Here is a 26,705-nt window from a genome sequence, read left to right as displayed (position 1 = left end):
CCTTGTCCCGGCCCCGCCGGGCGGCCGCGTCGAGCGCCGCATGGACCCGGCGCGGCCGGGCTCCACGGCTCGGGCACCCCGGTCGAGCCACCCGTGATCTGTCGTGAGATCCCGGCGCTCTGGCAAGGGGCAGCGGACACGGGGCGGCCCGCCGCGGCCGCACGGCGGCGCGCGCGCTCGGCGTCGGCGCGGCCTTGGGCGCCTCGTCGAAGGGCAAACGACCCCCAAGAACTGGGCCCAGGCTGCTCGCTCATCTACCCTCGGCGCCTGTGGTCGGCGATTTCTTCAAGCGCCTCACGAACGGCATCGTCTTCCTCCTCGCCGCCCTGACCTTCTTCCTCGTCCCCATCGGCAGGAAGACGGCCGCGCAGCACCTCGTCGCCATCGTCTCGACGCCGCCCGCCAGGGAGGCCGCCTCGGCCTTCGCCCACATCGCTCGCCGCATCACCGCCGAGGCGCGCTCCGAGCTGGACAAGCTCCGCAACCCGCCGCCCGCGCCACGCGAGCCGAAGCCGCCGGCGAAGGCGAGGCCGCCGTCGTGACCCCGGCCCTGGCCGGCCCGCGCTGGGCGGGCGTGCGGAGGGCTCAGCCCTTGCGCGGATCCTTCACGTTCGGGTGCTCGTTGTAGAACGCGTCGAGGCTCTCCCGGGAGATCTCCGCCTCGATATCGCCGTTCCTCAGGATCTTCGCCTGACAGCCGAGGCGGCTGCTCGACCGCACGTCGAACGCCTTGTCGAGGATGTCCTCCTCGTCCTCCTCGGCCTCGCTGAGGAGCTCGCGCCCCTTCGTGACGTACACGTGGCAGGTGGAGCACGCGCAGACGCCGCCGCACGCGTCTCCCTCGGGGGCGCCCACGGACTTCGACGCCTGAAGGACGGTCGATCCCACCGGGACCTCGACCTCCCACGCGCGACCGTGCGCCAGAAAGCGGACCTTCGCCATCAGCTCCTCCTCGCTTCGACGGCGGCCTGCGCCGCGCTCGCGCCGCCCGCGTCGTCCCCGCGGTGCTCGGCCAGGTGCGCGTCCACGCCCTTCGCCGCGGCGACCTTCGCCTCGACGTCCTCGACCTGCTTGCCCGCGATCGCCCTGGCGACGGCGCGGTCCATCCGCCGCCCCGCCCACGCGCGCGTCGCGTCGTCGAGCGCCTCGGTGCGCGCCTGGATCAGCCCCGGCTTCTCCCCGCGGATCGCCGCGTCGAGGGCGCGCAGCGCGCCCTCGATCGCCTCGCGCTCGCCTGGCGCGAGCAGGTCGGCGTCCGCGGAGAGCGCCTTGCGCGTCGCCATCGCCACGCGCTCGCCCTCGACCCGCGCCTCGACCAGCCGCCGCTTGAGCAGGTCCTCCTCGCCGTGGTCCAGCGCCGCGAGGAGCATGTTCTCCACCTCCTCGTCGGTGAGCCCGTAGCTCGGCTTCACCTCGACCTTCTGCTCGACCCCGGTCGTCAGCTCGCGCGCGGTCACGCCGAGCAGCCCGTCGGCGTCCACGCGGAACGTCACCTCGAGCCGCGCCATGCCCGCGGGCATCGGCGGGATCCCCTTCAGCACGAAGCGCGCGAGCGACCTGCAGTCGGCGGCGAGCTCCCGCTCGCCCTGCACGATGTGCAGGTCGAACCCGGTCTGGTTGTCCGCGTAGGTCGTGAAGACCTGCCGCGCCCCGGCCGGGATCGTCGTGTTCCTCGGCAGGATCTTCTCGGCCACGCCGCCCATCGTCTCGATGCCGAGCGACAGCGGCAGCACGTCGAGCAGGAGCACCTCGTCCGCGCGCTCCATCGAGCCGGCCAGGATGTCGGCCTGGATGGCCGCGCCGAGCGCGACGACCTCCTCCGGATCGATGTCCTTGAGCGGCTCCCTGCCGAAGAGCTTCGCCACGTACTCGCGCACGTACGGCACGCGGGTCGCGCCGCCCACGAGGATCACGCCGTCGACGTCCGAGGCCTGGACGCCCGCGTCGCGGAGCGCGCGGCGGCAGGCCGCGCCCGTGCGCTCCACGATCGGCGCGATGAGCGCGTTCAGCTCGTCGCGGGTCACGGTCACGAGCTTCGACGCCGGCTGGCCGTCGCCCGCCTCGCCCGCCTGCACGGGCAGCTCGACCTCGACCCGCTCCGCGTCGGTCAGCGCGTGCTTGATGCTGCGGGCGGTGTCGAGCGCGAGCCGCACCACCTCGGGCGTGCGCCGCGCCGCGCCCATCTCCTGGAGCAGCCGCTCGGCGAGCGCCCGGTCCATATCGTCGCCGCCGAGCGCGCTGTCGCCGCCGGTCGACTTCACCTGGAAGACCCCGTCGTCGAGCAGGAGGACGGTGATGTCGAACGTCCCGCCGCCGAGGTCGTAGACGGCGAACAGGCCGTTTTGCTGCTTGTCGAGCCCGTACGCGAGCGCCGCGGCCGTCGGCTCGTTGAGCAGGCGCAGCACCTCCAGCCCGGCCAGCCGGCCGGCGTCCTTGGTCGCCTGCCGCTGGGCGTCGTCGAAGTAGGCCGGCACCGTGATCACCGCGCCGCCCACGGACCGCAGCTCGCGCTCGGCCGAGGTGCGGAGCTCCCTCAGGATCTCCGCCGACACCTCGACGGGCGTCACGACCCGGTCGCGCACCTTGAAGCGCACGCTCTTCGCGTCCTCGGGGCCCTTCGGCTCCACGAACTCGTACGGCCCGAGCCGCCGCGTCTCCGGGTCGTTCGCGCCGCGGCCCATGAAGCGCTTCACGCTGACGATCGTCTCGCGCGGGTGGCTCTGCGCCACCCGCCGCGCGCTGTAGCCCACGATCGCGTTACCGCGCTCGTCGTAGTGCACCACCGACGGCACGAGCCGCTCGCCGTTGCAGTCGTCGATGACCACGGGCCGGCCGTCGCGCACGCGGGCGACGAGCGAGTTGGTCGTCCCGAGATCGATGCCGATCGGGCTGGGCCTTGCCTTGGGGTCGAAAATTTCGAGGAGGGTCATGTCTGATCCGCGAGTTCTTCTTCGATTGCGCTCACTTCGTCGAGGAAGCGCCGGATGTAGCGGAGCTCGCTCAGCATGGCGAGCACGCCCTTCATCCGTTCCGGGTCGTCCCCTGCGGCGGCGAAGGCCGCCTGGATGGCGGCGAGGGTCGCCTGCTCGCGCGCCCGCATCTCGTCGCCGAGGCGCGCGATCCGCGCGCGATCGCGCCGCTTCGACGCTTCGGAGAGCTCCTCGCGCGACTCCATCATCTCCATCAGCAGGGCGGGGGAGGCCTTCTGCTCGCCCTCCTCGCCCCGCGCGATCCCGGCGCGCTGGAGCAGCGCCTCGGCCCGGCGGATCGGATCCCTGAGGACGCGCAGGGCGTCGTTCGCCTCGATCGCGCGCCCCAGCGCGAGCCTCCGCTCGGCCGCGGGGGCGCCCGCGTAGCGATCGGGGTGGAGCGCGCGCGAGAGATCGCGGTGGCGCTGCTCGAGCGCGCGCAGGTCGAGGTCGAACCGAGGCTCGACGCCCAGGATATCGAAGGGATCGGTCATCACGTGCTCTGGGGAGGAGCGCCTCGGCGGCGAGGGCGGGCGCTCCCTGCGGCGGCTCAGGCCACCGTGAACGAGTGCCCGCAGCCGCAGCGCGTCGCCTCGTGCGGGTTCTTGAACTTGAAGCCCTGGTACATGAGCGTCTTCTCCCAGTCGAGCACCGAGCCGCCCAGGTAGAGGATGCTCTTCTTGTCGCAGAGGACGCGCACCGTGGCCTTGCCCGGCTCCGCGAACTCCAGGACGAGATCGCCGGATCGCGGCGGTTTGTCCTCGAACTCGATGACGTAGGAGAACCCGGAGCAGCCGCCGCCGCGGATCCCGACCCGGATGGCGCCCTCGGGCGTGCCGCGCTTGGCGAGCTGGGCGCGGATGGCCTGGACCGCCGCGTCGCTCACCGAGAGTGTCCGCTTCGGCTTGGCCTCGGCCTCTCCCGCGGCCCCGCTGCTCTGCGCGGGCGCGGCGTCCGCCGCGGCGGGCGCGGGGTGGGCCCCGCTGTCCGCGGCTCTGGTCGTGGTCGTCTCCTCGCTGCTCTGCATGGCGCTGCTCCCTCTCCGGTGCTCCGGGCCGCCCCGGAAGCCGGTGTGTTACTCCGCGCTCGCCGTCGCGGTGCCCTCGGCGGCGCCCGCGGGCGCGGCGCCGCCGAGCTCCTTCTTCGCCTTCTGCTTGGCCCGGAAGTCGGCGATCGCGCTCTTGATCGCGTCCTCGGCGAGGACCGAGCAGTGGATCTTCACCGGCGGCAGGTGGAGCTCCTCGGCGATCATGCTGTTCTTGATCGTCTCCGCCTCGTCGATCGTCTTGCCCTTCAGCCACTCGGTGGCGAGGGACGACGACGCGATGGCGGACCCGCAGCCGAACGTCTTGAACTTCGCGTCCTCGATGACGCCGCCCTCGCCGACCTTGATCTGCAAGCGCATGACGTCACCGCAGGCCGGAGCGCCGACGAGCCCGGTGCCGACGCGCTCGTCATTCTTGTCGAGCGTGCCGACGTTCTGGGGGTTCTCGTAGTGCTCGATGACCTTATTGCTGTATGCCATGGCTCTCTCCTCGACCGTTTCCTTTCGTCTCGAAACCTTGCCTTGACGGGCCGGCGCTCTCCGCGCCGACGCTCATCCGACGCTCAGTGGGCCGCCCACTGCACGGAGTTGAGGTCGATCCCCTCTTTGTGCATCTCGTAGAGCGGCGACATGTCGCGCAGCTTGTTCACCTTGCGGATCACGAGGTCGGCGACGTGATCGACCTCTTCCTCGGTGGTGAAGCGCCCGAGGCCGAAGCGGATGGACGAGTGGGCCAGGTCGTCGCCGATGCCCATGGCGTGCAGGACGTAGGAGGGCTCGAGGCTGGCGCTCGTGCACGCCGAGCCGCTGGAGACGGCCACGTCCTTGATCGCCATCATCATGGCCTCGCCCTCGACGAAGCTGAACGAAACGTTGAGGTTGCCCGGCAGCCGCCGATCGGGCGAACCGTTCAGCTGGATGGCGTCGAGCTCCTTCCAGAGCCGGGTCCGGAGCCGCTCGCGCAGCGACAGGATGCGCGCCGACTCCGCCTCGCCCTCCTCCATGAGGATCTCGGCGGCCTTGGCGAACCCGACGATGCCGGGCACGTTGAGCGTGCCGGATCGCATGCCGAACTCGTGGCCGCCGCCGTCCATCTGCGCGGTGATCCGGACGCGCGGCTTCGACCTTCGCACGTAGAGGCAGCCGATGCCCTTCGGCCCGTAGATCTTGTGGGCCGTCACCGACGCGAGGTCGACCCCCATCTGCTCGACGTTGAAGGGGATTTTCCCGACGCCCTGCACCGCGTCGCTGTGGAGGAGGATGCCCTTCGACTTCGTGATCTTGCCGATCTCGGCGATGGGCTGGATCGTGCCGACCTCGTTGTTGGCGAGCATGATCGAGACGAGGATCGTCTTGTCGGTGATCGCCTTGGCGACGTCGTCCGGGTCGACCATCCCGTACTTGTCGACCTTGAGGTAGGTGACCTCGTAGCCCTGCTTCTCGAGCCGCTTGCAGGTGTCGAGCACCGCCTTGTGCTCGATGACGCTCGTGATGATGTGGTTGCCTTTGTCCTTGTAGAACTCGGCGACCCCCTTGATGGCGATGTTGTCGCTCTCGGTCGCGCCGGAGGTGAAGACGATCTCCTTCGGGTTCGACGCGCCGATGAACTTGGCGAGCGTCTCGCGAGCGTGGCTGACGGCCTCCTCGGCGGTCCAGCCGAAGACGTGGCTCCGGCTCGCGGCGTTGCCGAACTTGCTGTTGAAGTACGGCAGCATGGCGTCGAGGACACGCGGATCGACCGGCGTCGTCGCGTGGTAGTCCATGTAGATCGGAAGTTGGATGGCCATGGTGTTCTCGCTCAGCGGTGATTCGAGCCCTGGCGGCACTGCCCATTGCCGCCGCGGATCCCGGCGACGAGCTCGGGCTCAGCCTTGCTCTTGTCGTGAAGATTACAGTTCGTGCAGGCGGCGACGAGCTCTGCCGGGTCGCACGTCTCGCAGGTGTCGAGGTAGGCGAGGCTCGCGACGAGCTCGTGTTCGAGGTTCTCGAGGTGCGCGATCTGCTCCCGCACCTCTTCGAGTTTTTGCTGGTAGACGTCCCGGATGCGCGACATGGCGCCGGGGGCCGACGAGGACGACTCCCAGGTCGAGACGATCTGCTGGATCTGGCTCAGCGACAGGCCGAGGTCGTGGAGCTTGCCGATCCACCGGACCCGGGTGAGGGCGGCGTGGTCGTAGAGCCGGTAGCGCCCCTTGGAGCGGGCGTGCGGCCTGAGCAGCCCGACCTCCTCGTAGTGGTGGATGGCCCGCACCGTCTTCCCGGTCGCCTTGGCGATGTCGCCCACCTGCAGGAGGCGCTCGTCTTCCTCAGCCTCGGCGCAGCCCCCGGTCCGGGAGCCGTCCGTTCTGGACGGGCTGGACAGGATGGGCCCGTCGATGCTGTGCTCGTGCGCGACAGGGAGGTGGTGCCGGGTCGTCATGAGTGCGCCAGGTTGAAACCATGACCCTTACGTATGCGTGAGGGTTGCGGACCTTCTAGGGCGCAGGACGGAGGCTGTCAACCGGCTTGTACTGCTACCGACTACCGACACGGGGCGGCGCCCAGGTTGCCGGCCTGGCGTCCCAGGTTGAGGCGCCCGCGGCAGCGTCCCAGGTTGAGGCCGCCGGCGTCCCGGGTTGAGGCGTCCCGGGTTGAGGCGGCCGCGGCAGCGTCCCAGGTTGAGGCCGCCGGCGTCCCGGGTTGAGGTCGCCCGCGTCCCAGGTTGAGGTCGCCACCCGCCACCCGCGCGTCCCGGGTTGAGGTCGCCCAGGTTGAGGTCGCCGGCGTCCCAGGTTGAGGTCGCAAGGTCGCCCGCGCGGCGTCACGAGGCCCTGCACGTCGAGCAACTCGGCCTCGATCGCGCCCAGCGCCGGATCACGGCGAAGCCGCTGGCGCTGCGCGCGCCGGAGCGGCGGGCGGAACTCTCCGTTGCAGGCGGAGCCAGGATGTCACGCTGTGACAGGATCTCCGCAACCGAAGAGACATCCCTGGAAGATACATTCCTGGGGTGATGCAAGGATGCCTATGCCGGCCGGCGTGGCTGAGCTCGGCAATCCCATCCTCGATCCAACGCCGCCGTGTTTAGGGAGCGCCCGAGCACCGACGTCGCCGGCAGCTCGTTCCCGATCATCGCACCTGGACGAACGGTGAGGTGCATTGTGCTCGCCGCACAGACCGTCGGAATCGAACGATCAGCAAATGGGACTTGCCTATTGGCTGCCGACGAGCCGCGCGACAACAAGGGAATCGACGGACGCCGAGGTTGTATTTTTCCGCTCAGCGGCCGCCGCGAAATGCCTCATAATGCAACTGTTACAGTGTGAGTGTAAAATGTGTGATCTCTCACCGCGACGGAAGGTTGGCTTACTAGGGCTTTTTCTTACCTGCAGCACACACTTGTGTCCGTAACCTGCTCGACGGGTTGTCTCGGGCGCATGATTGAGGTAGTAGGGGCACATCGACCAAGGCTTTTCTGGCGTTTTATGATGACGAGCTATGAATATCGCGCTCCGCGCTGCACCAAAGGGGGGGCGGACTCCCAAAGGGAAGGAGAGCGATGGTAAGTACGCTCACTGCGGTCATCCTTGCGCTGGTGCTCTCCTGGGCGGCGACGCCGCTCGCGCGCAGGTTTGCGTTCGCTGTGGGGGCGGTCGATGAGCCGACCGCGCGCCGCGTGCACACCCGCCGTATCCCGCGCCTTGGCGGGCTCGCCATCGTTGCAGGCTTTTTGCTGCCGCTTTTCATCCTCGTAGCGCTGCAGACAGACATCGCGCTTCAGTGCTTCTCGCAGCACTCGCTCGTCGTGGGCCTGCTGGCGGGCGGGCTGACGATCGCGGCGGCAGGCGCCTGGGACGACACCAAGGGGATGCGCGCGCGGCACAAGCTGCTCGCGCAGATCCTCGCGGCGTCGATCGCGTGGATCTTCGGGCTCCGCCTCGAGTGTGTGACGCTGCCGTACTTCGGCCACGTCTCCTTCTGGCCGCTGTCCTTTCTCGTGACGATCCCGTGGTTCGTCGCGATCATCAATGCGGTCAACCTGATCGACGGGCTCGACGGGCTCGCCGCGGGCGTGGGCTTCTTCGCGTGCGTCGCCAACTTCATCACCGCATACCTGGGCGGCTACCCGGGCAACCTGGTGATTTGCCTGCTGGCGGCGACGCTGGCGGGCGCGATCGTCGGCTTCCTGTTCCACAACTTCCACCCCGCGACGATCTTCATGGGCGACACCGGGAGCATGTTTCTCGGGTTCATGCTCGCGGCGATCCCGCTCTTCGGCGTGGGCACGCACAAGGGTGGCACCGCGCTCGCGGTCCTCGTGCCGCTGCTCGCGCTGGGCCTGCCGATCTTCGACATGATCTCGGCGATGGTGCGGCGCTTCATCGCTCGCAGGCCGATCTTCTCGGCAGATCGGTCGCACATCCACCACAAGCTCCTCGATAAAGGCCACTCGCACCGCGGCGCGGTGCTGATCCTCTACGGGCTGAGCCTGCTCTTCACCGTGATGGCGCTCGTGGCGTACGTCGGCCGCTCGCACGAGATCGGCTTCGCGCTGGTGGCCTGCAGCGCGGTGCTCTTCATCGTGGTGCGCGCGGCGGGCTCGTTCGCGCTCTTCGGAGCGCGCCCCGCCGCCGCCAAGCGCTCGCGGGAGGCGGTCGTCGAGGCGCTGCGCCGCGCCGTGCCGCGGGCGCTGATCGAGATCGAGACGGCGAGCGGGCCCGAGCGGCTGCGCGTGGTGCTCGAGCGCTTCGCGGCCGAGGCGCGGCTCCTGGCCATGGAGGTGAGCTCCAAGGGCGCGAACGGCAGCGCGCGCGTGAAGCCCTGGACCTGGACGCGGGACATTGCGACGCCGCTGCAGCTGCGCGAGGCGGTCGCCGCGGTGTTCACCTTCGAGCTCGCGGGCGAGACCGTCGAGCTGCGGTTCCGCTGGGACAGCGAGGAGAGCGCGGTGAATCCGCAGGCGGACATGTTGCTGCAGCTCGTGGCGGACTCGGCGGAGCGGCTGCTGTTGCGCCGGCCGTCGTCGCGTACGCTGGAGCCGCTTCCCCAGGGGCGCCTGTCGGTGGTTTGAGCCCTTCGTCCAGCGGCTTTCGGAGCTCGTATGCCCGCGCCCGTAGGACGACCCAGGAGATACAGTGGAGCTCATTCGTAAAGTCGTCGACTTCAACACAAAGGCGAACGCGCTTTATTACCGGTTCACGGATCGCCCGCACTACTGGAAGGTTTACCAGGGGTTCGTGGACGAGGCGGTCCTCCCAGCGAAGGACGTGATCCACCTCGGCTGCGGGCCGCTGTGGTTCGGCAAGGTGGCGACGGTGCCGCTCGACGGAAAGACCATCTACGCCGTCGATCCGGACGAGGAGGCGCTCGCGAGGAACCCGGCGCCACAGCACATCTGCGCGTTCGGCGAGTCGGTCCCGCTGCCGGACGGTTGCGCCGACGTGATCGCCGCGGACCACCTGCTCGAGCACCTCCAGAACCCTGAGGCGGTGCTGCGCGAGGCGCATCGCCTCTTGCGTCCGGGCGGGCGCTTCGTGTTCACAGCGCCCAACCTCCTCTCGTACTCGGGGCTGGCGACGCACCTGACGCCGCAGTGGTTCCACGATTTCTATGTGGGCCGGCTGCGCAGGTGGAGCGGCAGCAAGAACGCCAAGCCGTACCAGACCTACTTCCGCATGAACACCCTGTGGGCCGTACGCCGCATCGCGAAGCAGGCGGGCTTCCGCGTGGACAAGCTCTATACGGGGGTCGATCACCCGGCCTATACGGTGTTCTTCCCCGGCATCCACCAGGCAGCGGTGGCGCTGCACGTGCTGATGGCGAGGGTCGAGGCGCTCGCGCCGTTCCGCATCACGCTCACGGGGAGCCTCGTCCGGGAGTAGGGCGCGCCTTCGCGCTCGGCCGCGAGCTCGTCGTCGCGGCCGGGCGCTCTCGGGCGGGGCGCGTCACCACCGGACGCGAAACCCGCCGCGAAAGCCGCCCCGGACCTGGAAGCTCGCCGAGAAGACCGCCGCCGCCCGCGGCTGCCGGAAGCAGGGGAACCACACGCCCGAGCTCCGGTCCGGCGTGAGCGCTCTGCCCTCGATCGCGATCGATCGAGCCCGCAAAGCGGCATCATCGAGCCTGAGCCGGGAGCACCCGCTCGTCTGGCCGCCGAGGATCTCGTCGTGGATCGCGAGCTCCCGCTCGGAGAGCTCGAGCGCCCGTCGATGCACGGGGGCTCCGGGGAGGAACCGGTATCCGTTGTGCTCTGCCTCCACGGCGACATGCGCGCGGGCCTGCTCGATCCGGCGCACCTCGGCGTCGGCTCGGCGGCCGACGCGGAAAGCGCTCCACACCTCGCTCGAGTCGGCGTCACCGAGCTCGATGGTGTTGTGCGCCCGCGTGGCCCGGGTCTCCTCCCGATCGCGATCCGCCTTGTAGCTGGAGACGCCATAATCGACGACGGCGCGCTCGCCCCCGATCCACAGCTCGAACGTGAGCGCGTCGGCGTGCACGTGTCCGGGCTGATAAGACGCCCCGTCCGCCCCGGCGTCGAACGCGAGCCAGGCCCGATCGCCATATCGCAGGATCACCCAGCCGGTCGCGGCGAGACGATGGAGCGAGGGCGCGTCGTCCGGCGCTGCGCCGGGCGCTCGGGCCGGCTCGAAGAGGCCGAGCTCCGCGCCGAGGCCGAGGACGCGATCGAGCTCGGGCGCGGCGTCGAGCGCGGCGTCGTTGAACAGAGGATAGGTGCCGTCCGGAGCGCGGACCGCCGCGGCCCACGAGAGCGCCCTCGCCGCCGTCGTCCGCCAGAGCTCGGGCACCTCGCGCCCGGACGCTTGCGCGAGCTCGATCGTTTCGAGCAACGCGGCCGTCAGCGCGAGGTGGTACGAGGCGGAGAGCTCGAAATGCCCGCCGTCCTCCAGGAACTGCTCCGGCAGCTGCCAGGCGAGGAGCGCCGAGCCGAGCTTCCACCACGCCTCGGCCTCGATCCCCTGGGTCACCGCGCCGCCGCACACGAGCCCGATGGCGTTCTCCACCAGATGATTGCCGAGCAGGTGCAGCTCGAGGCCGAGCGCGATGGCCCGACAAGCGCGCCCGAGCTCGGCCGAGAGCCCAGGACGCCCGAGGCGCGCGGCGACCGCGAGCCGACGGGCGCGCACCGAGGCGGGGAACGGGTGCGACGCGATGGGGTCGTCCCACGCGCTCGGGGCCTCGAGCGTCGGATCGGCGCCGAGCTCGTAGCCATAGGCGCGCTCGTACGCATGCAGCAGCGATCCCTCGGGGATCGCGGCCAGGCGCGCGCCGCCGCGCGCTCGTTCGGCGTCCGCGAGGGCCGCGAAGCGCGCGCGCGGCGGGGCGAAGCCGGGGCGGACGCGCGGAGATCGCGCCGACGTGGGGACCTTGCTGAGCGCGCGCTGACCGAGCGCGAGCGGGCGGGCGAGCACTTGAATCGGGTGGAGCTGCGCCACGGTACGGGCGATCCGCGGGAGGTTCATGCCCTGTTTCTCCCTTGTTCCCCTCGAGATCCCGAACGAAGGAGCACGCGCTCCAGCACCTCGATGTATTCGCGCGCGAGCGCGTCGCGATCGAACGAACGGATGACGTAGGACCGCCCCGCTTCCCCCATGCGGCGCCGCCTGTCGGCGTCGGACGCGAGCTCGACGATGGCCCGCGTCATCGCCGGCACGTCCTCGGGCGGAGCAAAGATGCCGGCGCGCGCCTCCTCGACGATCTCCCGTGCCTCGCCGTCGACCGAGATCACGACCGGGCGCGCCATGGCGAGGATCTCGAAGATCTTCGAGGGGATCACGGTCTCGAACAGCTCGGTCTTGCGCAGGGGAACGAGGCAGATGTCGGCGGTGGCGTACACCTCGGTGATCGCGTCGCGCGGGAGCGCGCCGAGGAACGTCACGTTGGTGAGCCCGAGCTCGCGCGCGCGCGCCTCCAGGCTCGCCCGCTCCGCCCCTTCTCCGACGAAGAGGAAGCGGATGTCGTCGCGCGCGAGCAGGCCTTGGGCCACGTCGAGCACCGCGGAGAGGCCGTGCGCCATCCCGTGCGTGCCGACGTACGCCACCACGAGCCGGTCCCCGAGGTCGAGCTTCGCCCGGAGCGGCGTGTCGCGCGGCGACGGCGTGAACCGGCCGAGATCGACGCCGTTGCGGATGACCTCGATCTTGTCGGCGGGCACGCCCCGGGCGACGAGGCGCTCGCGGAAGCTCTGCGTGACGACGACGATCTCGTCGGCCGCCCGGTAGAGCTGCTCCTCGACGACGGTGAGCCCACGCACGACCGGATGCCCTGCCGGGAGCGCGCCCACGGCCACGATGGACTCGGGCCAGAGGTCGCGCACCTCGAAGACGAACGGCAGCCGGCGGAGCGCGGCGAGCCCGTAGCCGGCGACGGCCGTCAAGAAGTGGGGGCTCGTCGCGATGAGCACGTCGCTCGGAGGCAACGCGAGCTGCGCGAGCGTCAGCGCGGAGGCGGCGAACGACCCGTACGCCAGCGAGCGCCGCACCGTGCCCCGGTTCGGGGCGGCGTAGATCCACGTGCGGAGGACCCGCACTCCATGGAAGTCCTCTTCGATGCGGACCCGACCTCGGTACTCGGGCGGGACGACCCCGGTCGGGTGATTCGGAAGGCCCGTGAGGACGATGACCTCGTGTCCGTCGCGACGCCAGGCTCGGGCGAGCTCCGAGACGCGCGCCGCGGGGGCGCCCGGCTCGGGTGGGAAGTAAGGGGAGACGTAAAGGATGCGCATGATCTGCGTGGCGCTTCAGGCCAGGTCCTCGTTGGGGGTTGGTTCGGCCGTTCTCCTGGCGGAGCCGCTCGTGCCCGCGGCCGCCGCAGCCTCGGACCGAGGCGAAGCAGGCCGCCGGCATCCGGACGGCGACGCGGGGGCCCTACTGGCCCGACGATGACGGCTGGCCGAGGCGTCTGTGGCGCAGGGGCCGCTCATATCCATGGCGCACTTTAGCCATGGCAGCGAGCTTGCGCCGCACGAGCTTGGCGAACGACGCCGTCACGAGCGCCACGAGGACGCCGATCCCCAGCGTGAGCGTGATTTTGAGCAGGGCGGTGAGCTCGCCCCGGAACTGATTGTACGCGAAGGACGCGAGGCACGCGCCGGTTGCGCGGCCAAGGAGCGACGTCTCGCGCGCGGCTGCCACGACGAGCGGCAGCATGAAGAAGACGCCGCACATCACCGAGATCTGGATGAACGTACCGACGAGGCCGAAGTTCACGTACCCCTCGGCGGCGGCGCTCATCGCGTAGCCGCCGCCGCTGCGCGCAAAGTCCGGATCCTTCCACATCACGTAGCGCTGCGACAGGGCGAGCGGCCGGTCCTGCCAGAGCGGGCTGGGAACAAGGATGAGCACGGCGTTGACCCAGCTCTCGCCCGGGTAGTTCACGAGGGGAGGCTCCTCGTTCACGATGCTGGCGAGGTTGTCGTAGACGCGCTGGAGCTCGACAATATCCAGCACGTTCTCGGTCTGCTCGAGGCGCGCGGCCGCCGACTCGAGCTGCGCGTCGAGCCCGCTGCCCTGCTTGAAGCGGAAGCCGTCGATCGCAATGCCGTAGAAGATGGCGCACACCACGCCGATGGCCAGCCACAGGCGCCGGATCTGGACACCGAAGGCATGCAGCCCGAGCCCGACGGAGGCGACGGCAAAGATGAGAGCGCCTCGTCGCCCCGTCGCCGTATAGATCAGGAAGCTCAGGAGGAACGACGCCCCGGCGACGGACACCAGCGTCGGGACCCGTAGGCGGGCCTTGCGGAGCGACGCGAATCGGAGAAAGAAGTAGACGGCCGCGAGCTGGATCAGGTACCAGCCCGAGATCAGGATGCCCTTGCCGAACCCTTCGAGGTAGGTGTCCGCGTAGCTCAACGTGAAGAACCTCCTCACGCCGATCGAGGCGATCCACGCGAACACGAGCCCGAGCCCGAGCACTCCGACCACCATGTTCCCCCAGTCGTGGTCCAGGATTGCCTTCGGCTTCTGCATCGGCACCAGGCGCTCCAGGTTCGGCGCTTCGGGGGGCCGGCTCAGGGCGGTGCACACGAGCGCGCATCCGGCTGCGCCGGCGTAGGCCACCTCCATGGCCGCCTCGTCGCGGCTCGACAGATGGAGTGTGCTGGACATCAGCAGGCGCAGGACGGGCGTGTAAGCGACGCTGAGGAAGTACGTGACCGGCACGTACGTCTCCGGATCGAGCGGATGGAAGCGGGGACCGCCGGCGCGCGCGAGCGACGGGACGAGCATCAGGATCACGAGGCCGATCGTCCACCCGAGCCCGTCGCCGAGCGACCCCTCAAGGACGGGGCCAAGCGCCGCGAGGGCGGCGACGAGGATCGCCACCCAGAGCCGGACGCGGCGCGCCCTCGCCCGGTCGGGGGCTGCCTTGACGGCGCGACGAGCGCCGCGGGTGCGGGGGAGCCCCCGACCGCCGGGGAGCCTCAAGGACAGCAAGGGCCGGCGCTCCTCAATTCGGCAGGGGCGGCGGAGGCGGCTCCGCGGGGCCTCCGGGCGCCGGTTCGGCAGGCGTCTGGTAGTAACCGTCGCTCTTGTAGCCGTAGTAGTGATAGACGCCGTACTCTTTCCGGTTCAGGTCGACGGCGTTCAGCACGACCCCCACGGTCTTGCCCCCGACGTCGTAGAGCGCCCGGATGCCGTGGCGCGCGAAGTCGCGCGTCGTGATGGCCGCTCGCACGACGAGCACGGTGCCGTCGACCAGCGTGGACAGCACGGTGCCGTCGGTCACCGCGACCAGGGGAGGGCTGTCGATGAGCACGCGGTCGAAGCGGCCCTGGAGCTTGCGGAGCAGCGCCTTGAAGCGATCGCTGTGCAGGAGCTCCGCGGGGTTCGGCGGGATGGGGCCCGCGGGGATGACATAGAGGTTCTCCACCTCCGTCCTGAGCGCGCTCTCGTCGTCGATGACCGAGTCGTCGAGCAACGCGCTCGTGACGCCGATCTCCATGCCTTTCCCGAAGATCTGGTGGAGGCGCGGTTTGCGGAGGTCGCAATCGATGAGGACGACCTTCTGCCCCGCCTGCGCCATGGCGACGGCGATGCAGCAGCACGCCGTCGTCTTGCCCTCCGCGGGCCCGGCGCTCGCGACGAGCAGCGTCTTGTAGGGGCGGTCGGGCGCCATGAAGAGCAGGTTGGTCCGGATCGCGCGGGCCGCCTCGGCGATCCCGCTCTTCGGTTGATCGTGGACGACGAGCTCGCGACGGCCCGGCTGGCCAGCGCGCCTGCCGCGGCGGTTCGTCCTGCGGAGCTCGGCCTCCCGCTTGTTCCCTCTGTCGAACGCCGGCAAAAGGCCCAGGAGGGGCAGCCCGAGCTCCCGCTCCACCTCATCCGGCGTCTTCAGGGTGCGATCGAGCAACGCCCGCCCGAGCGCCGCCCCGATCCCGAGGAGCAGCCCGGCGAAGATGCCGACCGCGATGTTGGTCGCGACGCGGGGGCGCAGCGGGTCGATCGGGCGGCTCGGCCGGTCGAGGACGCGGATGTTGTTCACCCGCATCATCCGCTGCAGGTCGCTCTCCTTCGTGCGCTCGAGCACGAGCTGATAGAGCTTCTCCGTGTTGTCCTTCGTCCTGCGGAGGCGGTCGTACTCGATCTTCAGCGAGTTCAGCTCGAAGGCCTGCTTCCTCGCGTTCTCGAGCAGCGCCGCGAGGCCCCCCTCCTGGCGCTTCACGATGGCGAGATCGCGGCTCACCGCTCCCTGAACGTTCTTGACCTCGGCGATGAGCGCGCTCCTGTTGGCGGCGATCCGCTCGTTGGCCGCGCGGACGTCCGGGTGATTCTCGCCCTTGCCGGAGCCGATGAGCGCGTCGCGCTCGCGGACGCACTCCTCTTGCCGCGCCCGCAGCATCTGGAGGACCGGGCTCTGGATGAGCTCGGAGGCGGGGAGGTCGGTCGGGCTGTTCGGGTCGACCTTCGACAGCTCGAGGCTCCGCGCGGAGAACTCCTCCCGTCGCGTGCGCACGGACGTGAGGGCGTCGTTGATCTGCTTCATCTCCTCGCGAAGCAGGTTGGTCTGATCCTCGAAGTCCACGTCGAGGATGTTGTTGCTGAGCTTGTACTCGTGGAGCGAGGTCTCGCTCGCCTCCAGGTCGTTCTTCAGCTTGTCGAGCTGCGTCCTCAGCCAGTCGACGGCCGAGTTCGTCGAGGCGACCGCTTCATCGAGGTTCTGCTCGATGTACACATCCATCAGGGTGGCGAGCACGCGCTGCGCGCGCTCGCGATCCGCATCGTTGTAACGCACGATCGCGAGGCGGCTGTCCTTCACCGGCTCGACCAAGAGCCGCTCGAGCAGCAGGTCCGCGGCCTCCTCCGGGGTCACGGACTTGGGCGCGGGGGCCGCCGCCTCCTTCGGGAGGTTCTCCAGGAAGTAAGTGTCGTTCTGCAGGCTTAGCTGGGCGACGACCGCGAGCGCCACCCGCGTCGAACGGATGATCTTGTACTGGGTCTCGTAATAGTCGCGGTTGTTCCAGTACGACCCAGCGCCCATGTCGACCACCGCGTCGACCCCGCGGCCGAGCGGCCGCGGAGGATTCGGATCGAACAGCACTGTCGCCGTCGACTGATAAATCTTCTTCTGTCCGAGCGTGTAGAAGGTGACGCTGAGGGCGACGAAAATCATCGTCGCGAGCGCGGTGGCCCAGTGCTTGCTGACGATGCGCCAGGCGGCGACGAGATCGAACGAGCGCTCGGCCGAAGCGTCGTTCGGGGACAGGGAAGGCGAGGGGGCTCTGAATTCGTCAGCCATAAGTCGTACGCTCTAGGCGCGTTTCCCAGGGTAGGGGTCCGCGCGGAGGGCTAAGGTGCTCCCCAAGTCCCCAAAATTCAAGCCGGCGTTCCGAATTGGGCGGGAATGTAGTATAACATGCGCACCTCGGGCTGTCCACGGCCCGAGCGCCCGGGCGGCGGCGCGGAGAAGTGCGCGCTGGGAGGACTTTTGCTCGCTGCTGCCGCTCCTCCGGGATGGATTACACTTCGGCCGCGTGCGCAGCGCTACGCTCGCTCGCTGAGGACAAGCAGAATGACACGGTCATCGATGGTCACGCGTGCAGGCGCGATGGCGGCGTGCTCCGCGCTCCTCTTCGCCGGCAGCGACGCGTTTGCAGACTGGCCTTCTGCCCGTCACGACCCGCAGCGCACGGGCGCCACGTCGTCCACGAGCAATATCGCCAAGCCGGCTCCCTACTGGCGATCGTACCTGGGCGGTACGCTCACGTCGAGGAGCATGTTCGCGGGCGACGTGAACCAGGATGGCGAGATCGACCTGCTCTTCGCTTCCGGAGGGCGCGTGACGCTCTCCGATCCGCAGGGCTTCACCCGCTGGAGGACCCCTTCGATGGACTTCCGGGGGCTGCAGGCCGTCGAGGATCTCGACGGGGACGGGCTGCTCGAGGTGGTCGCCGTGACCGGCGCCGGGGCGGCCGTGCTCGATGGAGCGAGCGGGGTCATCCTCTGGATGGAGCACGCCACGGAGCTCGGCGTGCTCGGCGCAGCGCGCCTCGCGGACTTCAACGATGACGGCCACCTCGATCTGTTCCTCGACGAGTGCGGCTGCTGCGCGGTGAAGACCGACAGCCCGGGCGTCATCTACAGCTTCGCGCGGGGGTTCAGCGCCGTGGAGACGCTGCCCCCGCCGCCGCGACGCGTGCACTGCAACGCCGCCATCGATACGGTCGGCGACTGGGACGGGAACGGAACAGCCGATCTCCTCGTGTCCTCTCACGACCGGCTGTTCTTCGTCTCCGGGTCTGGGGACGTCTTCGCGGAGTCCGGGCTCGTCGGAATGCACCTCGGGGGCGCGATGTGCGAGGCCGTGACCCTGGGCGACCCCCCGGGCCGCCAGCAAGCGCTCTGCTTTCAGAATCGGGTGTTCGGCGCGCAGGGGGCGCGCGAGGTCTCCCTGCTCGCGTACAGACCGGGCGAGAGCCCGTCGCTGGCCGTCGCGTGGCGAAAGACGCTCAGCCCCAACGACGGCGGCGACGCCCGGGCGCCGACGCGCCTCGCCTGGGATCTCGACGGCGACGGCGCGCTCGAGGTGCTGGCGAGCGGCAAGACGGGCGAGACGTGGACGTCCTTCGTGCTCGACGCGGCCACCGGCGCCGAGCTCGCCGTCATCCCCGACGAGATCGTGCAGGGAGCGGTCCCGGGAGAGGCCGGCGCCGAGCAGTGGATCCTCACCTCGCGCGACGAGCGCGTGTCGGCGTTCCGGTTCAGCCGCGCGGCAGGGCAGCGGGTCGAGCGGCTCTGGTCGCTCGAGGGGGAGCTGGTCCGCACGCGGTACGACTGGGGGCGAGCGCAGCACACAGGGCTCAGCCAGTCGCTGATCATGCCGGATCTCGACGGCGACGGGCGCGGCGAGCTCGTGCTCGAGTCGACCTCGGCGCCGGTGGCGGTCACCGCGTACGCGACGCGCGCAGGCGGGGCCTCGCCGGCCGCGGCCTACCGGGTCGACCTCGGCGTCGGCGTCGCGGCGCTCGACGCGCCGGCGGCGATGTCTCCGGCGTCGCCGCGGCTCATGGTCTCCCGCGAGGACGGCTTCCTCACGCTGCTCGACGCCTCGCTCGCGCCGACGAACCTCCTTCACGAGGGGCGCGAGGTCGTGCCGGGGCTGCGCGTCGGCGGCTACCTCGCCGGCCCCGGCGCGTACGTGAACTTCGGCCGCGCGCCGATCGCGGCGAAGCTGTCGCCGGGGGACACGGCCGACAGCGTGGTCGTCGTCGACAGCCGGGGCGATCTCCTCCGGATCGCGTCCGAGGACGCGAGCAACGTCGCGCCGGCCAAGCCGGCCTGGCGCGTCGTCGACGCGTTCGGCGCCTCGATCTGGCCCGCCGATGACAGCTCGCCGGCCACCCTCGCGTGCTTCCGGCGGCGCCACCCGCTCGTCGATCCGCCGAGGTACGCCGTCGTGGCGCTCGACGCGAACGGCAGGCAGACGAGCGAGACCGCGGTGCAGAAGCCGCCCGCGTGGGACGTGCTGCACGGAGACCTCGACGGCGACGGGGCGCCCGAGCTCGTGGCGCTCACGGTCGACGCCGCCTACCGCACCGAGATCCTCGCGCTCGATCGGAGCGGCGGGGTGCGTTGGAAGGATGACTTCAGCGCCTCGGCCGGGACGCAGGCCGTCGCGATCGCCGACTGGAACGGAGACGGGGGGGAGGACGTGGTCGTGGCGATCAACTCCGCCCGGGTGCTGTCGGGCCGGGACGGCCGCGCCCTCCGCGAGAGCACGGAGCGGTTTCCCTACTTCATGCCGATCCTCGCCGACGTATCGGGAGACGAGCAGCTCGAGATGACGCTGCAAGGAGGATATAACCCCGAGCGAACGCTGCCGCACGATCTGAGCTCCGCGCTCTGGAAGGGGCCCGCGAACAGCCGGCCGTACCCGCACGGCGCGATCGCGAGGTGCGGGGGGAGGTCGCTCCTCGTCGAGGGCTCGTACTTGCACCCGGCGCGCCTCACGTTCACCAAGCTCGACGGCCCCGGCGCTGGCCAGTCGAGCTCCGTCGTGCTCGCCGGCGATACCCTGTTCCCCGACGAGCAGGCCGCGGAGCAGGCGGGCGCGGTCATGGGCCAGCTCAGCGACGCCGCGATCTCGCAGAACCTCACCGGGCTCCCGTCCGCAGGTCCCGCCGTCGTGATCGGCTCCACGAACGGCTTCCTCTACGCGGTCGACGCGTGCTCGGAGCGCCTCCTGTGGTCGTACGCCTTCGGCGAGCCGGTCGGCTCGCCGATCCTCGCGGACACCGACGGTGACGGCCACGACGACATCGTCGTGAGCGTCGCGGACGGCTACCTCTACAACCTGCGGCACGAGATCCTGCCCGCGCCCGAGTTCGTTTGGGAGATCGACCCGATCGCGAGCCCCAGCGAGGACGTCGACGAGATCGAGACTCGAGACACCCTCCACGTGAAGTGGTCGAAGGTCCCGGCGGCCACGTCGTATCAGGTGGCGATCGTGGGCGGCCAGGGGAACTATGTGAGCTCGCCGCCGTGGCGGGACGTCGGCGACGTCTCCGAGGCGTCCATCGACCGATTGCCGCTCCTCGACGGGGCGAAGTACTACGTCGGCGTCCGCGCGGTCTCCGCCGCCGGGCTCTCCCCGGATCGCGGGTCGGACGGGGTGATCGTGCGCATGCCGCAGGGCGAAGGGGGCGCCGGTGGGGGCGGCGCCGGTGGGGCGGGGGCCGGCGGGGCCGGCGCCGGTGGGGCCGGGGCCGGCGGGGCCGGCGGTGGCGGCGCCGGTGGGGCTGGCGGCGCGGGCGCAGGCGGAGCCGGCGGGGCGGGGGCCGGTGGGGCCAGCGCGGGCGGCGCCGACGGCGCGCTGCCGGTGGACACGCTCCTCTATGGCCGGGGCTGCGCCTGCTCCGATGCGCCCGGGCAGCCCGGCGCCTCGTGGACGGCCGGCCTCGGCGGCGTCGCGCTCGCGCTCCTCGCCCTCGCCAGGGCCCGCGCCACGGCGGCCGTTCCGGCGCGCCGCTGCGCTGCGCGCCGCGGAAGCGCCGCGCGGCGTTAGCGGCGACGTGGGTGCAGCTGGCCCGTACCGGCAGCCGTACCCACGTCGAGGCTAGAAGCTCACGCCCTGACCGAGCGCCAGCGCGGCGGCGAACGCGGCGATGAGCAGGAACATCGCTCCGAGCGTGTAGCGTCGCACCGGCGCGTCGAGCACGAAGGCGAGGCGCGCCACGCCGACCAGCACCGACGGGCCGAACACGCCGAAATGGCGGACCAGGGGCGCCGGCGCCAGAAGAAGGCATCCGGCCATACAGGCGCTGCTCAGCACGCTGCCGATGGGGAGCGCGCGGCGCGAGCGCGGGCCGGAGAAGTAGACGCACAAGGTGTCGGTGACGAGCGGGCCCGCCACGGAGACCAGCATCGTCGCCGTCATGGCGTCTCGCGCAGCCCCCGTATGGGGGATCCCGGGAATCGGGATCGCAAAGAGCGCGTAGATGAGCGCGCCGGCGGCCCAGAGCGCGACCCCCGACGGCAGCCAGGCGCGCAGGGCGCGCGCTTGCCAGGTCGCCTCGTCTCCCGAGCTGCTCGCGCCCGAGACGGCACGCGCGGCGAACGCCTGGGAGGCGTTCGAGAGGGCCAGGGCGAACGACCAGTAGAGCACCTGCTGCCCGACGCGATGCTCGCCGATGTGCTCCTGGTTCACGCTGAGCGAGATGGGATAGACGACCACCGTCGCGAAGGTCGCGATCGAGTACGGGATCGACCGCCGGATGATGCTCATCGCGTAACGGGCCGCGCGCCGGAGCCGGGTCGGGCGCAGCAGGAGCAGCGCGGGCGAGGCGCCGGCGAGCCCGATGGCCGTGGCGACGGCGCCAGGGAGGCCGGCCAGCGCGCCCAGCATCGACGCGCCAGGCGAGAAGACGAGGAGCACCGCGAGCGACCGAAGGTACCGGCCCTCGCGCTGAAAGAGCGGCCAGAGGCTGGGCGAGGCCGCGGCGAGCAGCGAGCACGCGCTGAAGAAGGCGGTGACGAGCCCCGCCGTGCCGCCCAGCCCGAGGGCGAGCTCGTGGGCGAGCGTGATGCTGAAGGCGAGCGCGGCGATCATCGCGAGCGCGCCGCCGGCGAGCGCGCGGCCCGCCCTCGTCGCGAGCGCGCGCGTCCGGCGCGCCAGGATGGGGGAGAGGCCGGCGTGGACCAGCGAGACGACGACCATCCCGCGCGACATGTAGTTGGCGAGCGCGGCGAGGGCCGCAGGCTGGCTCGAGAGCGCGAGCACCCATTGCGCAGCGAGCGAGAGGGCCCGCGGCAGGAGGACGGCGAACGCGACCCCCGTGCCCCCGTGCATCAGGGCGCGCAGCAACGACGACAGCTTCACGAGGCGCTTCGCTGGAGGCGGACAGAGTCGCGCATGACCACAGGGGGCGCGCAGTCTACCTACGGCGCGAGCGTAGGCGCCAGGGCCTTGCCCCGCTCGTCGAGGATCCTCCGGCGCAGCTCGGCGTCGTTGCCGCCGCGGCGCTGCAGCAGGCGCTCCAGCGCGCTCGCGGCCTCCACGTGCGCGCCGGCCGCGCTCGCGGCGTCGGCGAGCTTGCGGAGGCGCTCCTCCGTCGGCTCGTCCTGCGCCGCCCGCGCGTAGTAGGTCACGGCGGACGAGTAGTCCTTGCGCGCGGCGAGCAGGTCGCCGACCCAGGTCGCCGCCGACGCGCACTCCGCGTGGGAGCTGCACGCCGCCGGCATCAGGTCACGGAGCGCCGGGAGGAGCCGCTCGGACGAGCCCAGCTGCGACGCCGCGACGACCCGCAGGCGGAGGCAGCCGAGCCGGTTGTCGAGCCGCTCGCAGCTCTCCGCGAGCAGCTGCTCCGCCTCCGCGCTCTTCTTGCGCGCGAGGAGGAGCCGCGCCCGCAGCTGGACCGCGAGGTACGAGTCGCTCTTCGTCCCCTGGATCGCCGCCGCGTGCGCCTCGACCTGCCGCTCGCAGGCCTGCGCCTCGTCGCCGCCGCAGCGGGCGGAGGTCGGATCCTCGAGCATCGCGAGCAGCGCCGTGCCCGCGGCCCAGCGCGCGCCGATGCGCGCCGGGTCGCGCGCGACCGCCTCCTCCGCGCAGCGCAGGCGCACGTCGAGCGCCTCCCGGCGGTCCCCCACGATCGCCATGCGCTCGAGCATCTCGACCCCGGCCTTGCCCTCCGGCACCGCCCGCAGCAGCTCCTCCCAGCGCTCGGTCCATTGCCGGGCGAGGACCGCGGCCGTGCCGGTGACGTTGGCGTCGTCCTCCACCGCGAGGCGGAGGCTCAGGAGCGCCTGCTCCTTGGCGCCGCGCGACGCGAGCACCTCCGCGAGCAGGAGGTGGGCGCGGCCGTGGCGGCGCGAGCGCTCGAGCGTGCGCTGGAGCCACGGGATCGGGCTCTCGATCCGGCCCTGCAGCACGGTCACCGCGCCGAGCAGCGGGAAGTAGGGCTCCGCGGGGTGGCGGAGCATCGCCGCGCGGAGCTCCTCGCGGAAGCGCGGCCAGCCGGCGCCGCTCGCCGCCCCGGCGTCGCTCACGGCGCGGAGCTCCCGGCGGTCGTGGTCGACGTCGCGCCAGCCGAAGCGCAGCATCAGCGCGACGAGCGCGAGCCCGGCGGCGGCGGCGCACGCCGCCTCCTGCCACGGTCGCCACCCCCCGGGGGCGGCCTCGTCCGCCGGAGCGCCGCGCCGCGGGCGCTCGTGGTGGGCCTCGCCCCAGAGCGAGCCCAGGGTCGCCGCCAGCGCGATGGTGACGCCTGGGACCTCGAGCCCGAGATCCAGCAGGTTCTGGAGGAGGAGCACCACGCAGCCGACCCACGCGCCCAGCGCCGCCGTGCTCCCGCGGAGCGCGATCTTGCTCGGGCGAAACGCGACGCCGAGCGCGACGAGCGCGGCGGCCGCCGCCGGGACGCCCCACTCGGCCGCCCACTGGAGCGCGAAGTTCTCCGCGTGCGTGAACACGATGTTCCCCGGCTCCTGCCGGTAAGCGGGGAACACCGTCTCGAAGGCGCCGCGCCCGATGCCGAAGAGCCAGTGGTCCGCGAGCAGCGGGAGCGTCGCGTAGAACAGCGACAGCTTGTTGAGGTTGTCGTCCGCGATCTCCGAGAACGTGCGGTTCGTGGTGGCGAGCGCGGCCAAGAGCGCGCCGCCGGCGATGGCGAAGCCCAGCAGCCAGGCCGCCGGGCGCTGGATGCGGGCGCCCGAGCGCCGCCTGCCGCGCCGCCGCCGCGAGAGCAGCGCGAAGAGGGCGAGGCCGAGCGGCAGCACGAGCAGCCCTCCGCGCGAGGACGCGATGATGCCGACCCCGACGATCGTGGTGATCCCGACCCCGGCAGCCCAGGCCGGCAGGAGCGGCCGGCTCGTGAGCAGCAGCCCGACCCCGGAGAGGATTCCGAGGTTCAGGTACCCGGCGAGGTTGTTCGGGTTGAGCAGCGGACCGATGTGCCACGCCGCGACCGAGAACCGCGGTTGATACAGGCCAAAGACCTTCGTCGCGCCGAGCAGCCCGTGGGCGATCGTCGTGAGCGCGGCGAGGAACGCGCTGCCGAAGACGAAGGTGATTCCAAGCCTCGCGCCGCGCCGCCCGCCGACGAACGTCGCGGCGATGAAAATGCCGGAATACGTGAGCCATTTCACGGCCTCGACCAGCGTCGCCCCCGGATCGAGCGAGATGCTGGCGTACCGCGGCGCCGCCTCGCCGAGCGGCATCAGGGCGCGCGACCAGATGTCGGCGCTCGCGGGCGAGAGGCGCTCGAGCCACGCGAGCGGCAGGGGCACGGCCTGCAGCAGCGTATAAGCGGTCAAGCCGAGCAGCGTGAGGACGGGCAGCGTCCTCACCAACGATCGTCCCTCGGTGAGCGCGCCGGCGCGGAGCGAGAGCGCGGCGGCGATCGTCGTGATCGAAGACACCAATGCCAGCGTGGGCGTATGGACCGCGCCGATGGCGAGCACGGATCCGGCGATGGCGGCCGCGAGGAACCACGGGATCACCCGCTCGGCGAGCGGCGGCGCGGCGCCTCCTGGTCGGCTCCACGCCGCGGCGCCCATCGAGCGCCGGCGTTCCATGGGCGACCTCGGCTTCGAGCGGGGGTAGTCCGGATCCACAGCCCGCCAGGGTAGTCGATCTCGGTCGCGAAGGGACGAGATCGATCACGGCATGACAGGCTCGATGGGCGCGGCGCCAGGATTGACAGCGAGAGAGTGGGAGGACAATCATCCCGCCATGAGAGCCGCCGCGCTCCGCCGCGCATCAACGGTCCTTCCGTTCGCGGTCCTCGTCGCGAGCGCGGGGGCCGCGTGCACGCTCGACGTGCAGGGCACGGGAGGGAGCGGGGCGGGCGGCGCCCCCGCCTCGCCGGGCGATGACGGGGGCGGCGGCGAGGGGAGCGTGGACGGCCTGCCGAACGGGATGCTCTACGGGTGGTCCGCGAGCGCCCCGGCGCAGCCGGGGATCTACGAGCTTCCAGGGTGGCTGACGCTGGAGAGCCCCACTCCGGACAAGACCGTGCAGATCGGCGAGGGCGCCCTCGTGAGCGGAATCGCCGCGCACGCGGCCCGCGCCCGCCGGATCCGGGACGACGGCCCCTATGGGCTCAGCCTCGAGAGCGCGCGCGAGAACCGGATTCCGCTCTCGACTCCGTTGCAGCGCCCATGGCGCACGTTCCACGAGGCCAGCCTCGCGGAGGCGCGCGGGCCGGACGGCGAGGTGTCCGCCGGGCGCGTCTCCGATGAAGACACCGCGCAGGCCGCTGCAGCCTATGTGCCGGTCGACCGCAGCGACGGGTCGACCTCGACCGTCTCGGGCTGGGTGGGCGACGTGGAAGGAGAGGAGGGCGACTTCGCGTGGATACGGGCCTTCGCGTTCGACGAGGCCGCCCAGAACGATGAGCGCGCGAGGGTGCCCGCGCCGGCGCGCGCGTGGCGCCGCGTCGACCTCACCGGCGTCGAGACCGCCCGCGCCGGGCAGATCTGGGTCTATCCCGCCGCGGGCGACGACGCCCGGCAGAGCGCGGCGAGCTTCGCGTTCTTGAGCCTCGAGTCGGCCCGATACCCCTCGTCGGCCATCCCCACCTCGGGCAGCGCGCGGCGGCGCGAGGCCGACGTGCTGTATGCGAACAACGCCGAATGGTTGATCTGGAAGGGGTGGTTCAAGGCGATTCTCGAGTTCGCGCCCAACTACGCCTCTGGCGAGCAGCTCGCCGATCACGACCTCCTCTACATCGACTCTGGAACCCGGGTGTTCCTCCGCGCCTCGGACGGCGCCGTCGTGATGACCGTGACGGGCGCCGACGGCTCCGCGAGCCTGGCGACGGAGAGCCTCTCCTGGGAGCGCGAGCAGGCCTTCCAGGTCGAGGTCTCGAGCTCGCCGTCCGGGCTGTCGCTGCGCGTCGCGCTCGACGAGGGGGACGGGGGGAAGGACGTCTCGGTCGACGAGCCGGCGGCCGCCGTCGCGATCGCCGTCCCCGAGTCGGGCCGCATCCACATCCTGGGAGACCCGGACGGCAGCCAGGAATGCGCGGATCTACGCCGCGTCGAGTTCTACGAGGTCCACTGAGCGCGGCTGGTGTAGATTGCGCCGCGTGCTCACGATCTCGGCACATCCGCTGCTCGAAGCCGCTGCCTTCGTCACGACCTTCCCCGCGCCGCTCGGCGAGCTGCCGGCGAGCGACGCGCTCCGCGCCCTCCTGTCCGACAAGGCCTCGGCCCCGTTCCGCTCGGACGACGCCGTGCGGTCGGCGGTCCGCGACCTGCTCCGGCACGGCGGCTACAAGCCGACCGGCCGGGGCAAGCCGGCCTCCGAGTACCTCATCCGCGCCGCGGAGGGCGGCTCGCTCGCGACCATCAACGCGGCCGTGGACGCGTGCAACGCCGTGTCGCTGCACACCGGGCTGCCCATCAGCGTGATCGATCTCGACCGCGCGAGACCGCCGCTCCGCATCGACGTCGCGCCCGCCGGCGCCCGCTACGTGTTCAACGCGTCGGGGCAGGAGATCGACCTCGAGGGGCTCCTCTGCGTCTTCGACGCGGAAGGCCCGTGCGCGAACGCCGTGAAGGACTCGCAGCGGACCAAGACGCACGCGGGGACGACGCGCACGCTCTCGGTCCTCTGGGGCAGCCGCGCGCTGCCGGGCCGCGCGGCGGAGGCGGCCGCCTGGTACAAGGCGCTGCTCGCCGGCGTCGGCGCGGCGACCTCGGACGCGCCGATCGCGGCCTGAACCGCCGGCTCAGCCGCCGCCGGCGCGGGGCGCCCTC

At 71.3% G+C, this 26,705-nt stretch carries 19 protein-coding genes; 6 read left to right on the top strand and 13 right to left on the bottom strand.

What is annotated here, in order from left to right; genetic code table 11:
• The first annotated feature begins 269 nt into the window (after positions 1 to 269).
• Positions 270 to 542, top strand: coding sequence for a hypothetical protein (locus NQZ70_RS43005; RefSeq protein ID WP_129579389.1), 273 nt, complete (start codon positions 270 to 272; stop codon positions 540 to 542).
• A gap of 43 nt (positions 543 to 585) precedes the next feature.
• On the opposite strand, the gene NQZ70_RS43000 is transcribed toward NQZ70_RS43005, so the two are convergent.
• The 7 genes from NQZ70_RS43000 to NQZ70_RS42970 all read right to left on the bottom strand — a co-directional run bounded on the left by NQZ70_RS43000 (position 586) and on the right by NQZ70_RS42970 (position 6,433).
• Positions 586 to 942 (bottom strand): 2Fe-2S iron-sulfur cluster-binding protein, encoded by a 357-nt coding sequence (locus NQZ70_RS43000; protein ID WP_129579388.1) that lies wholly within the window; start codon positions 940 to 942, stop codon positions 586 to 588.
• Positions 942 to 2,930: a Fe-S protein assembly chaperone HscA gene (gene hscA, locus NQZ70_RS42995; RefSeq protein WP_129579387.1), complete on the bottom strand. Its 1,989-nt coding sequence runs from the start codon at positions 2,928 to 2,930 to the stop codon at positions 942 to 944. The genes NQZ70_RS43000 and hscA overlap by 1 nt, the downstream gene beginning before the upstream one ends.
• The gene (hscB, locus tag NQZ70_RS42990; RefSeq protein WP_129579386.1) at positions 2,927 to 3,463 is read right to left on the bottom strand and encodes a Fe-S protein assembly co-chaperone HscB; all 537 of its coding nucleotides are present in this window, start codon (positions 3,461 to 3,463) and stop codon (positions 2,927 to 2,929) included. The genes hscA and hscB overlap by 4 nt, the downstream gene beginning before the upstream one ends.
• Before the next feature lie 56 nt (positions 3,464 to 3,519).
• Complete coding sequence (locus NQZ70_RS42985; protein ID WP_129579385.1) at positions 3,520 to 3,996, bottom strand: iron-sulfur cluster assembly accessory protein; 477 nt, start codon at positions 3,994 to 3,996, stop codon at positions 3,520 to 3,522.
• Positions 3,997 to 4,044: 48 nt separating this feature from the next.
• Positions 4,045 to 4,494, bottom strand: coding sequence for a Fe-S cluster assembly scaffold IscU (gene iscU / locus NQZ70_RS42980; protein WP_129579384.1), 450 nt, complete (start codon positions 4,492 to 4,494; stop codon positions 4,045 to 4,047).
• An 83-nt stretch (positions 4,495 to 4,577) separates the two neighbouring features.
• The gene (locus tag NQZ70_RS42975) at positions 4,578 to 5,795 is read right to left on the bottom strand and encodes an IscS subfamily cysteine desulfurase (protein WP_207218035.1); all 1,218 of its coding nucleotides are present in this window, start codon (positions 5,793 to 5,795) and stop codon (positions 4,578 to 4,580) included.
• A gap of 17 nt (positions 5,796 to 5,812) precedes the next feature.
• Complete coding sequence (locus tag NQZ70_RS42970; protein ID WP_237244580.1) at positions 5,813 to 6,433, bottom strand: MerR family transcriptional regulator; 621 nt, start codon at positions 6,431 to 6,433, stop codon at positions 5,813 to 5,815.
• Positions 6,434 to 7,549: 1,116 nt separating this feature from the next.
• On the opposite strand from NQZ70_RS42970, the gene NQZ70_RS42965 reads away from it, so the two are divergent.
• Both NQZ70_RS42965 and NQZ70_RS42960 read left to right on the top strand, forming a co-directional pair.
• Positions 7,550 to 9,061 carry a glycosyltransferase family 4 protein gene (locus NQZ70_RS42965; RefSeq protein WP_129579382.1) on the top strand — a complete coding sequence of 504 codons (1,512 nt, stop codon included), beginning with the start codon at positions 7,550 to 7,552 and terminating at the stop codon, positions 9,059 to 9,061.
• 64 nt (positions 9,062 to 9,125) lie between these two features.
• Complete coding sequence (locus NQZ70_RS42960; protein WP_129579381.1) at positions 9,126 to 9,872, top strand: class I SAM-dependent methyltransferase; 747 nt, start codon at positions 9,126 to 9,128, stop codon at positions 9,870 to 9,872.
• A 63-nt stretch (positions 9,873 to 9,935) separates the two neighbouring features.
• Here the strand turns inward: NQZ70_RS42960 and NQZ70_RS42955 are convergent, their stop codons facing one another.
• From NQZ70_RS42955 to NQZ70_RS42940, 4 genes are all read right to left on the bottom strand, one after another.
• Positions 9,936 to 11,471, bottom strand: a complete 1,536-nt coding sequence (locus NQZ70_RS42955; RefSeq protein ID WP_129579380.1) for an alginate lyase family protein — start codon at positions 11,469 to 11,471, stop codon at positions 9,936 to 9,938.
• A complete protein-coding gene (locus tag NQZ70_RS42950) occupies positions 11,468 to 12,733 on the bottom strand; it encodes a glycosyltransferase family 4 protein (protein ID WP_129579379.1) in 1,266 nt (421 codons plus the stop codon). Before NQZ70_RS42950 ends, NQZ70_RS42955 begins: the two co-directional genes overlap by 4 nt.
• A 142-nt stretch (positions 12,734 to 12,875) precedes the next feature.
• The gene (locus NQZ70_RS42945; protein ID WP_237244579.1) at positions 12,876 to 14,444 is read right to left on the bottom strand and encodes an O-antigen polymerase; all 1,569 of its coding nucleotides are present in this window, start codon (positions 14,442 to 14,444) and stop codon (positions 12,876 to 12,878) included.
• 13 nt (positions 14,445 to 14,457) lie between these two features.
• Complete coding sequence (locus NQZ70_RS42940; protein ID WP_129579378.1) at positions 14,458 to 16,746, bottom strand: polysaccharide biosynthesis tyrosine autokinase; 2,289 nt, start codon at positions 16,744 to 16,746, stop codon at positions 14,458 to 14,460.
• Positions 16,747 to 17,034: 288 nt separating this feature from the next.
• Here NQZ70_RS42940 and NQZ70_RS42935 point away from each other — a divergent pair, with 288 nt between their 5' ends.
• Positions 17,035 to 20,511, top strand: a complete 3,477-nt coding sequence (locus tag NQZ70_RS42935; RefSeq protein WP_129579377.1) for a VCBS repeat-containing protein — start codon at positions 17,035 to 17,037, stop codon at positions 20,509 to 20,511.
• A gap of 51 nt (positions 20,512 to 20,562) precedes the next feature.
• On the opposite strand, the gene NQZ70_RS42930 is transcribed toward NQZ70_RS42935, so the two are convergent.
• Positions 20,563 to 21,825, bottom strand: a complete 1,263-nt coding sequence (locus tag NQZ70_RS42930) for a hypothetical protein (RefSeq protein WP_129579376.1) — start codon at positions 21,823 to 21,825, stop codon at positions 20,563 to 20,565.
• Between the two features lie 59 nt (positions 21,826 to 21,884).
• The gene (locus tag NQZ70_RS42925) at positions 21,885 to 24,518 is read right to left on the bottom strand and encodes an O-antigen ligase family protein (RefSeq protein WP_129579375.1); all 2,634 of its coding nucleotides are present in this window, start codon (positions 24,516 to 24,518) and stop codon (positions 21,885 to 21,887) included.
• A 157-nt stretch (positions 24,519 to 24,675) separates the two neighbouring features.
• Between NQZ70_RS42925 and NQZ70_RS42920 the strand changes: the two genes are divergently transcribed.
• Entirely contained in the window at positions 24,676 to 26,007 is a 1,332-nt protein-coding gene (locus NQZ70_RS42920; RefSeq protein WP_129579374.1) for a hypothetical protein, read from the top strand.
• Between the two features lie 25 nt (positions 26,008 to 26,032).
• On the top strand, positions 26,033 to 26,668 hold the full coding sequence (locus tag NQZ70_RS42915) for a phenylalanine--tRNA ligase beta subunit-related protein (protein WP_129579373.1): 636 nt from the start codon (positions 26,033 to 26,035) through the stop codon (positions 26,666 to 26,668).
• The last annotated feature ends 37 nt before the right edge of the window (positions 26,669 to 26,705 follow it).

The organism is Sorangium sp. So ce836, from assembly GCF_028553905.1.
Taxonomy (GTDB): Bacteria; Myxococcota_A; Polyangia; order Polyangiales; family Polyangiaceae; genus Sorangium; species Sorangium cellulosum_D.
The sequence above is the reverse complement of the archived record's forward strand: the minus strand, read 5'-3'. Positions and strand labels throughout refer to the sequence as shown.

What these genes read in the sequence shown, in the direction of transcription:
- NQZ70_RS42970 (WP_237244580.1), bottom strand. Translation starts at nt 6,433, where the DNA reads ATGACGACCCGGCACCACCTCCCTGTCGCGCACGAGCACAGCATCGAC.
- iscU (WP_129579384.1), bottom strand. Translation starts at nt 4,494, where the DNA reads ATGGCATACAGCAATAAGGTCATCGAGCACTACGAGAACCCCCAGAAC.
- hscB (WP_129579386.1), bottom strand. Translation starts at nt 3,463, where the DNA reads ATGACCGATCCCTTCGATATCCTGGGCGTCGAGCCTCGGTTCGACCTC.
- NQZ70_RS42985 (WP_129579385.1), bottom strand. Translation starts at nt 3,996, where the DNA reads ATGCAGAGCAGCGAGGAGACGACCACGACCAGAGCCGCGGACAGCGGG.
- NQZ70_RS42955 (WP_129579380.1), bottom strand. Translation starts at nt 11,471, where the DNA reads ATGAACCTCCCGCGGATCGCCCGTACCGTGGCGCAGCTCCACCCGATT.
- NQZ70_RS42925 (WP_129579375.1), bottom strand. Translation starts at nt 24,518, where the DNA reads ATGGAACGCCGGCGCTCGATGGGCGCCGCGGCGTGGAGCCGACCAGGA.
- hscA (WP_129579387.1), bottom strand. Translation starts at nt 2,930, where the DNA reads ATGACCCTCCTCGAAATTTTCGACCCCAAGGCAAGGCCCAGCCCGATC.
- NQZ70_RS42965 (WP_129579382.1), top strand. Translation starts at nt 7,550, where the DNA reads ATGGTAAGTACGCTCACTGCGGTCATCCTTGCGCTGGTGCTCTCCTGG.
- NQZ70_RS43000 (WP_129579388.1), bottom strand. Translation starts at nt 942, where the DNA reads ATGGCGAAGGTCCGCTTTCTGGCGCACGGTCGCGCGTGGGAGGTCGAG.
- NQZ70_RS42940 (WP_129579378.1), bottom strand. Translation starts at nt 16,746, where the DNA reads ATGGCTGACGAATTCAGAGCCCCCTCGCCTTCCCTGTCCCCGAACGAC.
- NQZ70_RS42950 (WP_129579379.1), bottom strand. Translation starts at nt 12,733, where the DNA reads ATGCGCATCCTTTACGTCTCCCCTTACTTCCCACCCGAGCCGGGCGCC.
- NQZ70_RS42935 (WP_129579377.1), top strand. Translation starts at nt 17,035, where the DNA reads ATGGTCACGCGTGCAGGCGCGATGGCGGCGTGCTCCGCGCTCCTCTTC.
- NQZ70_RS42920 (WP_129579374.1), top strand. Translation starts at nt 24,676, where the DNA reads ATGAGAGCCGCCGCGCTCCGCCGCGCATCAACGGTCCTTCCGTTCGCG.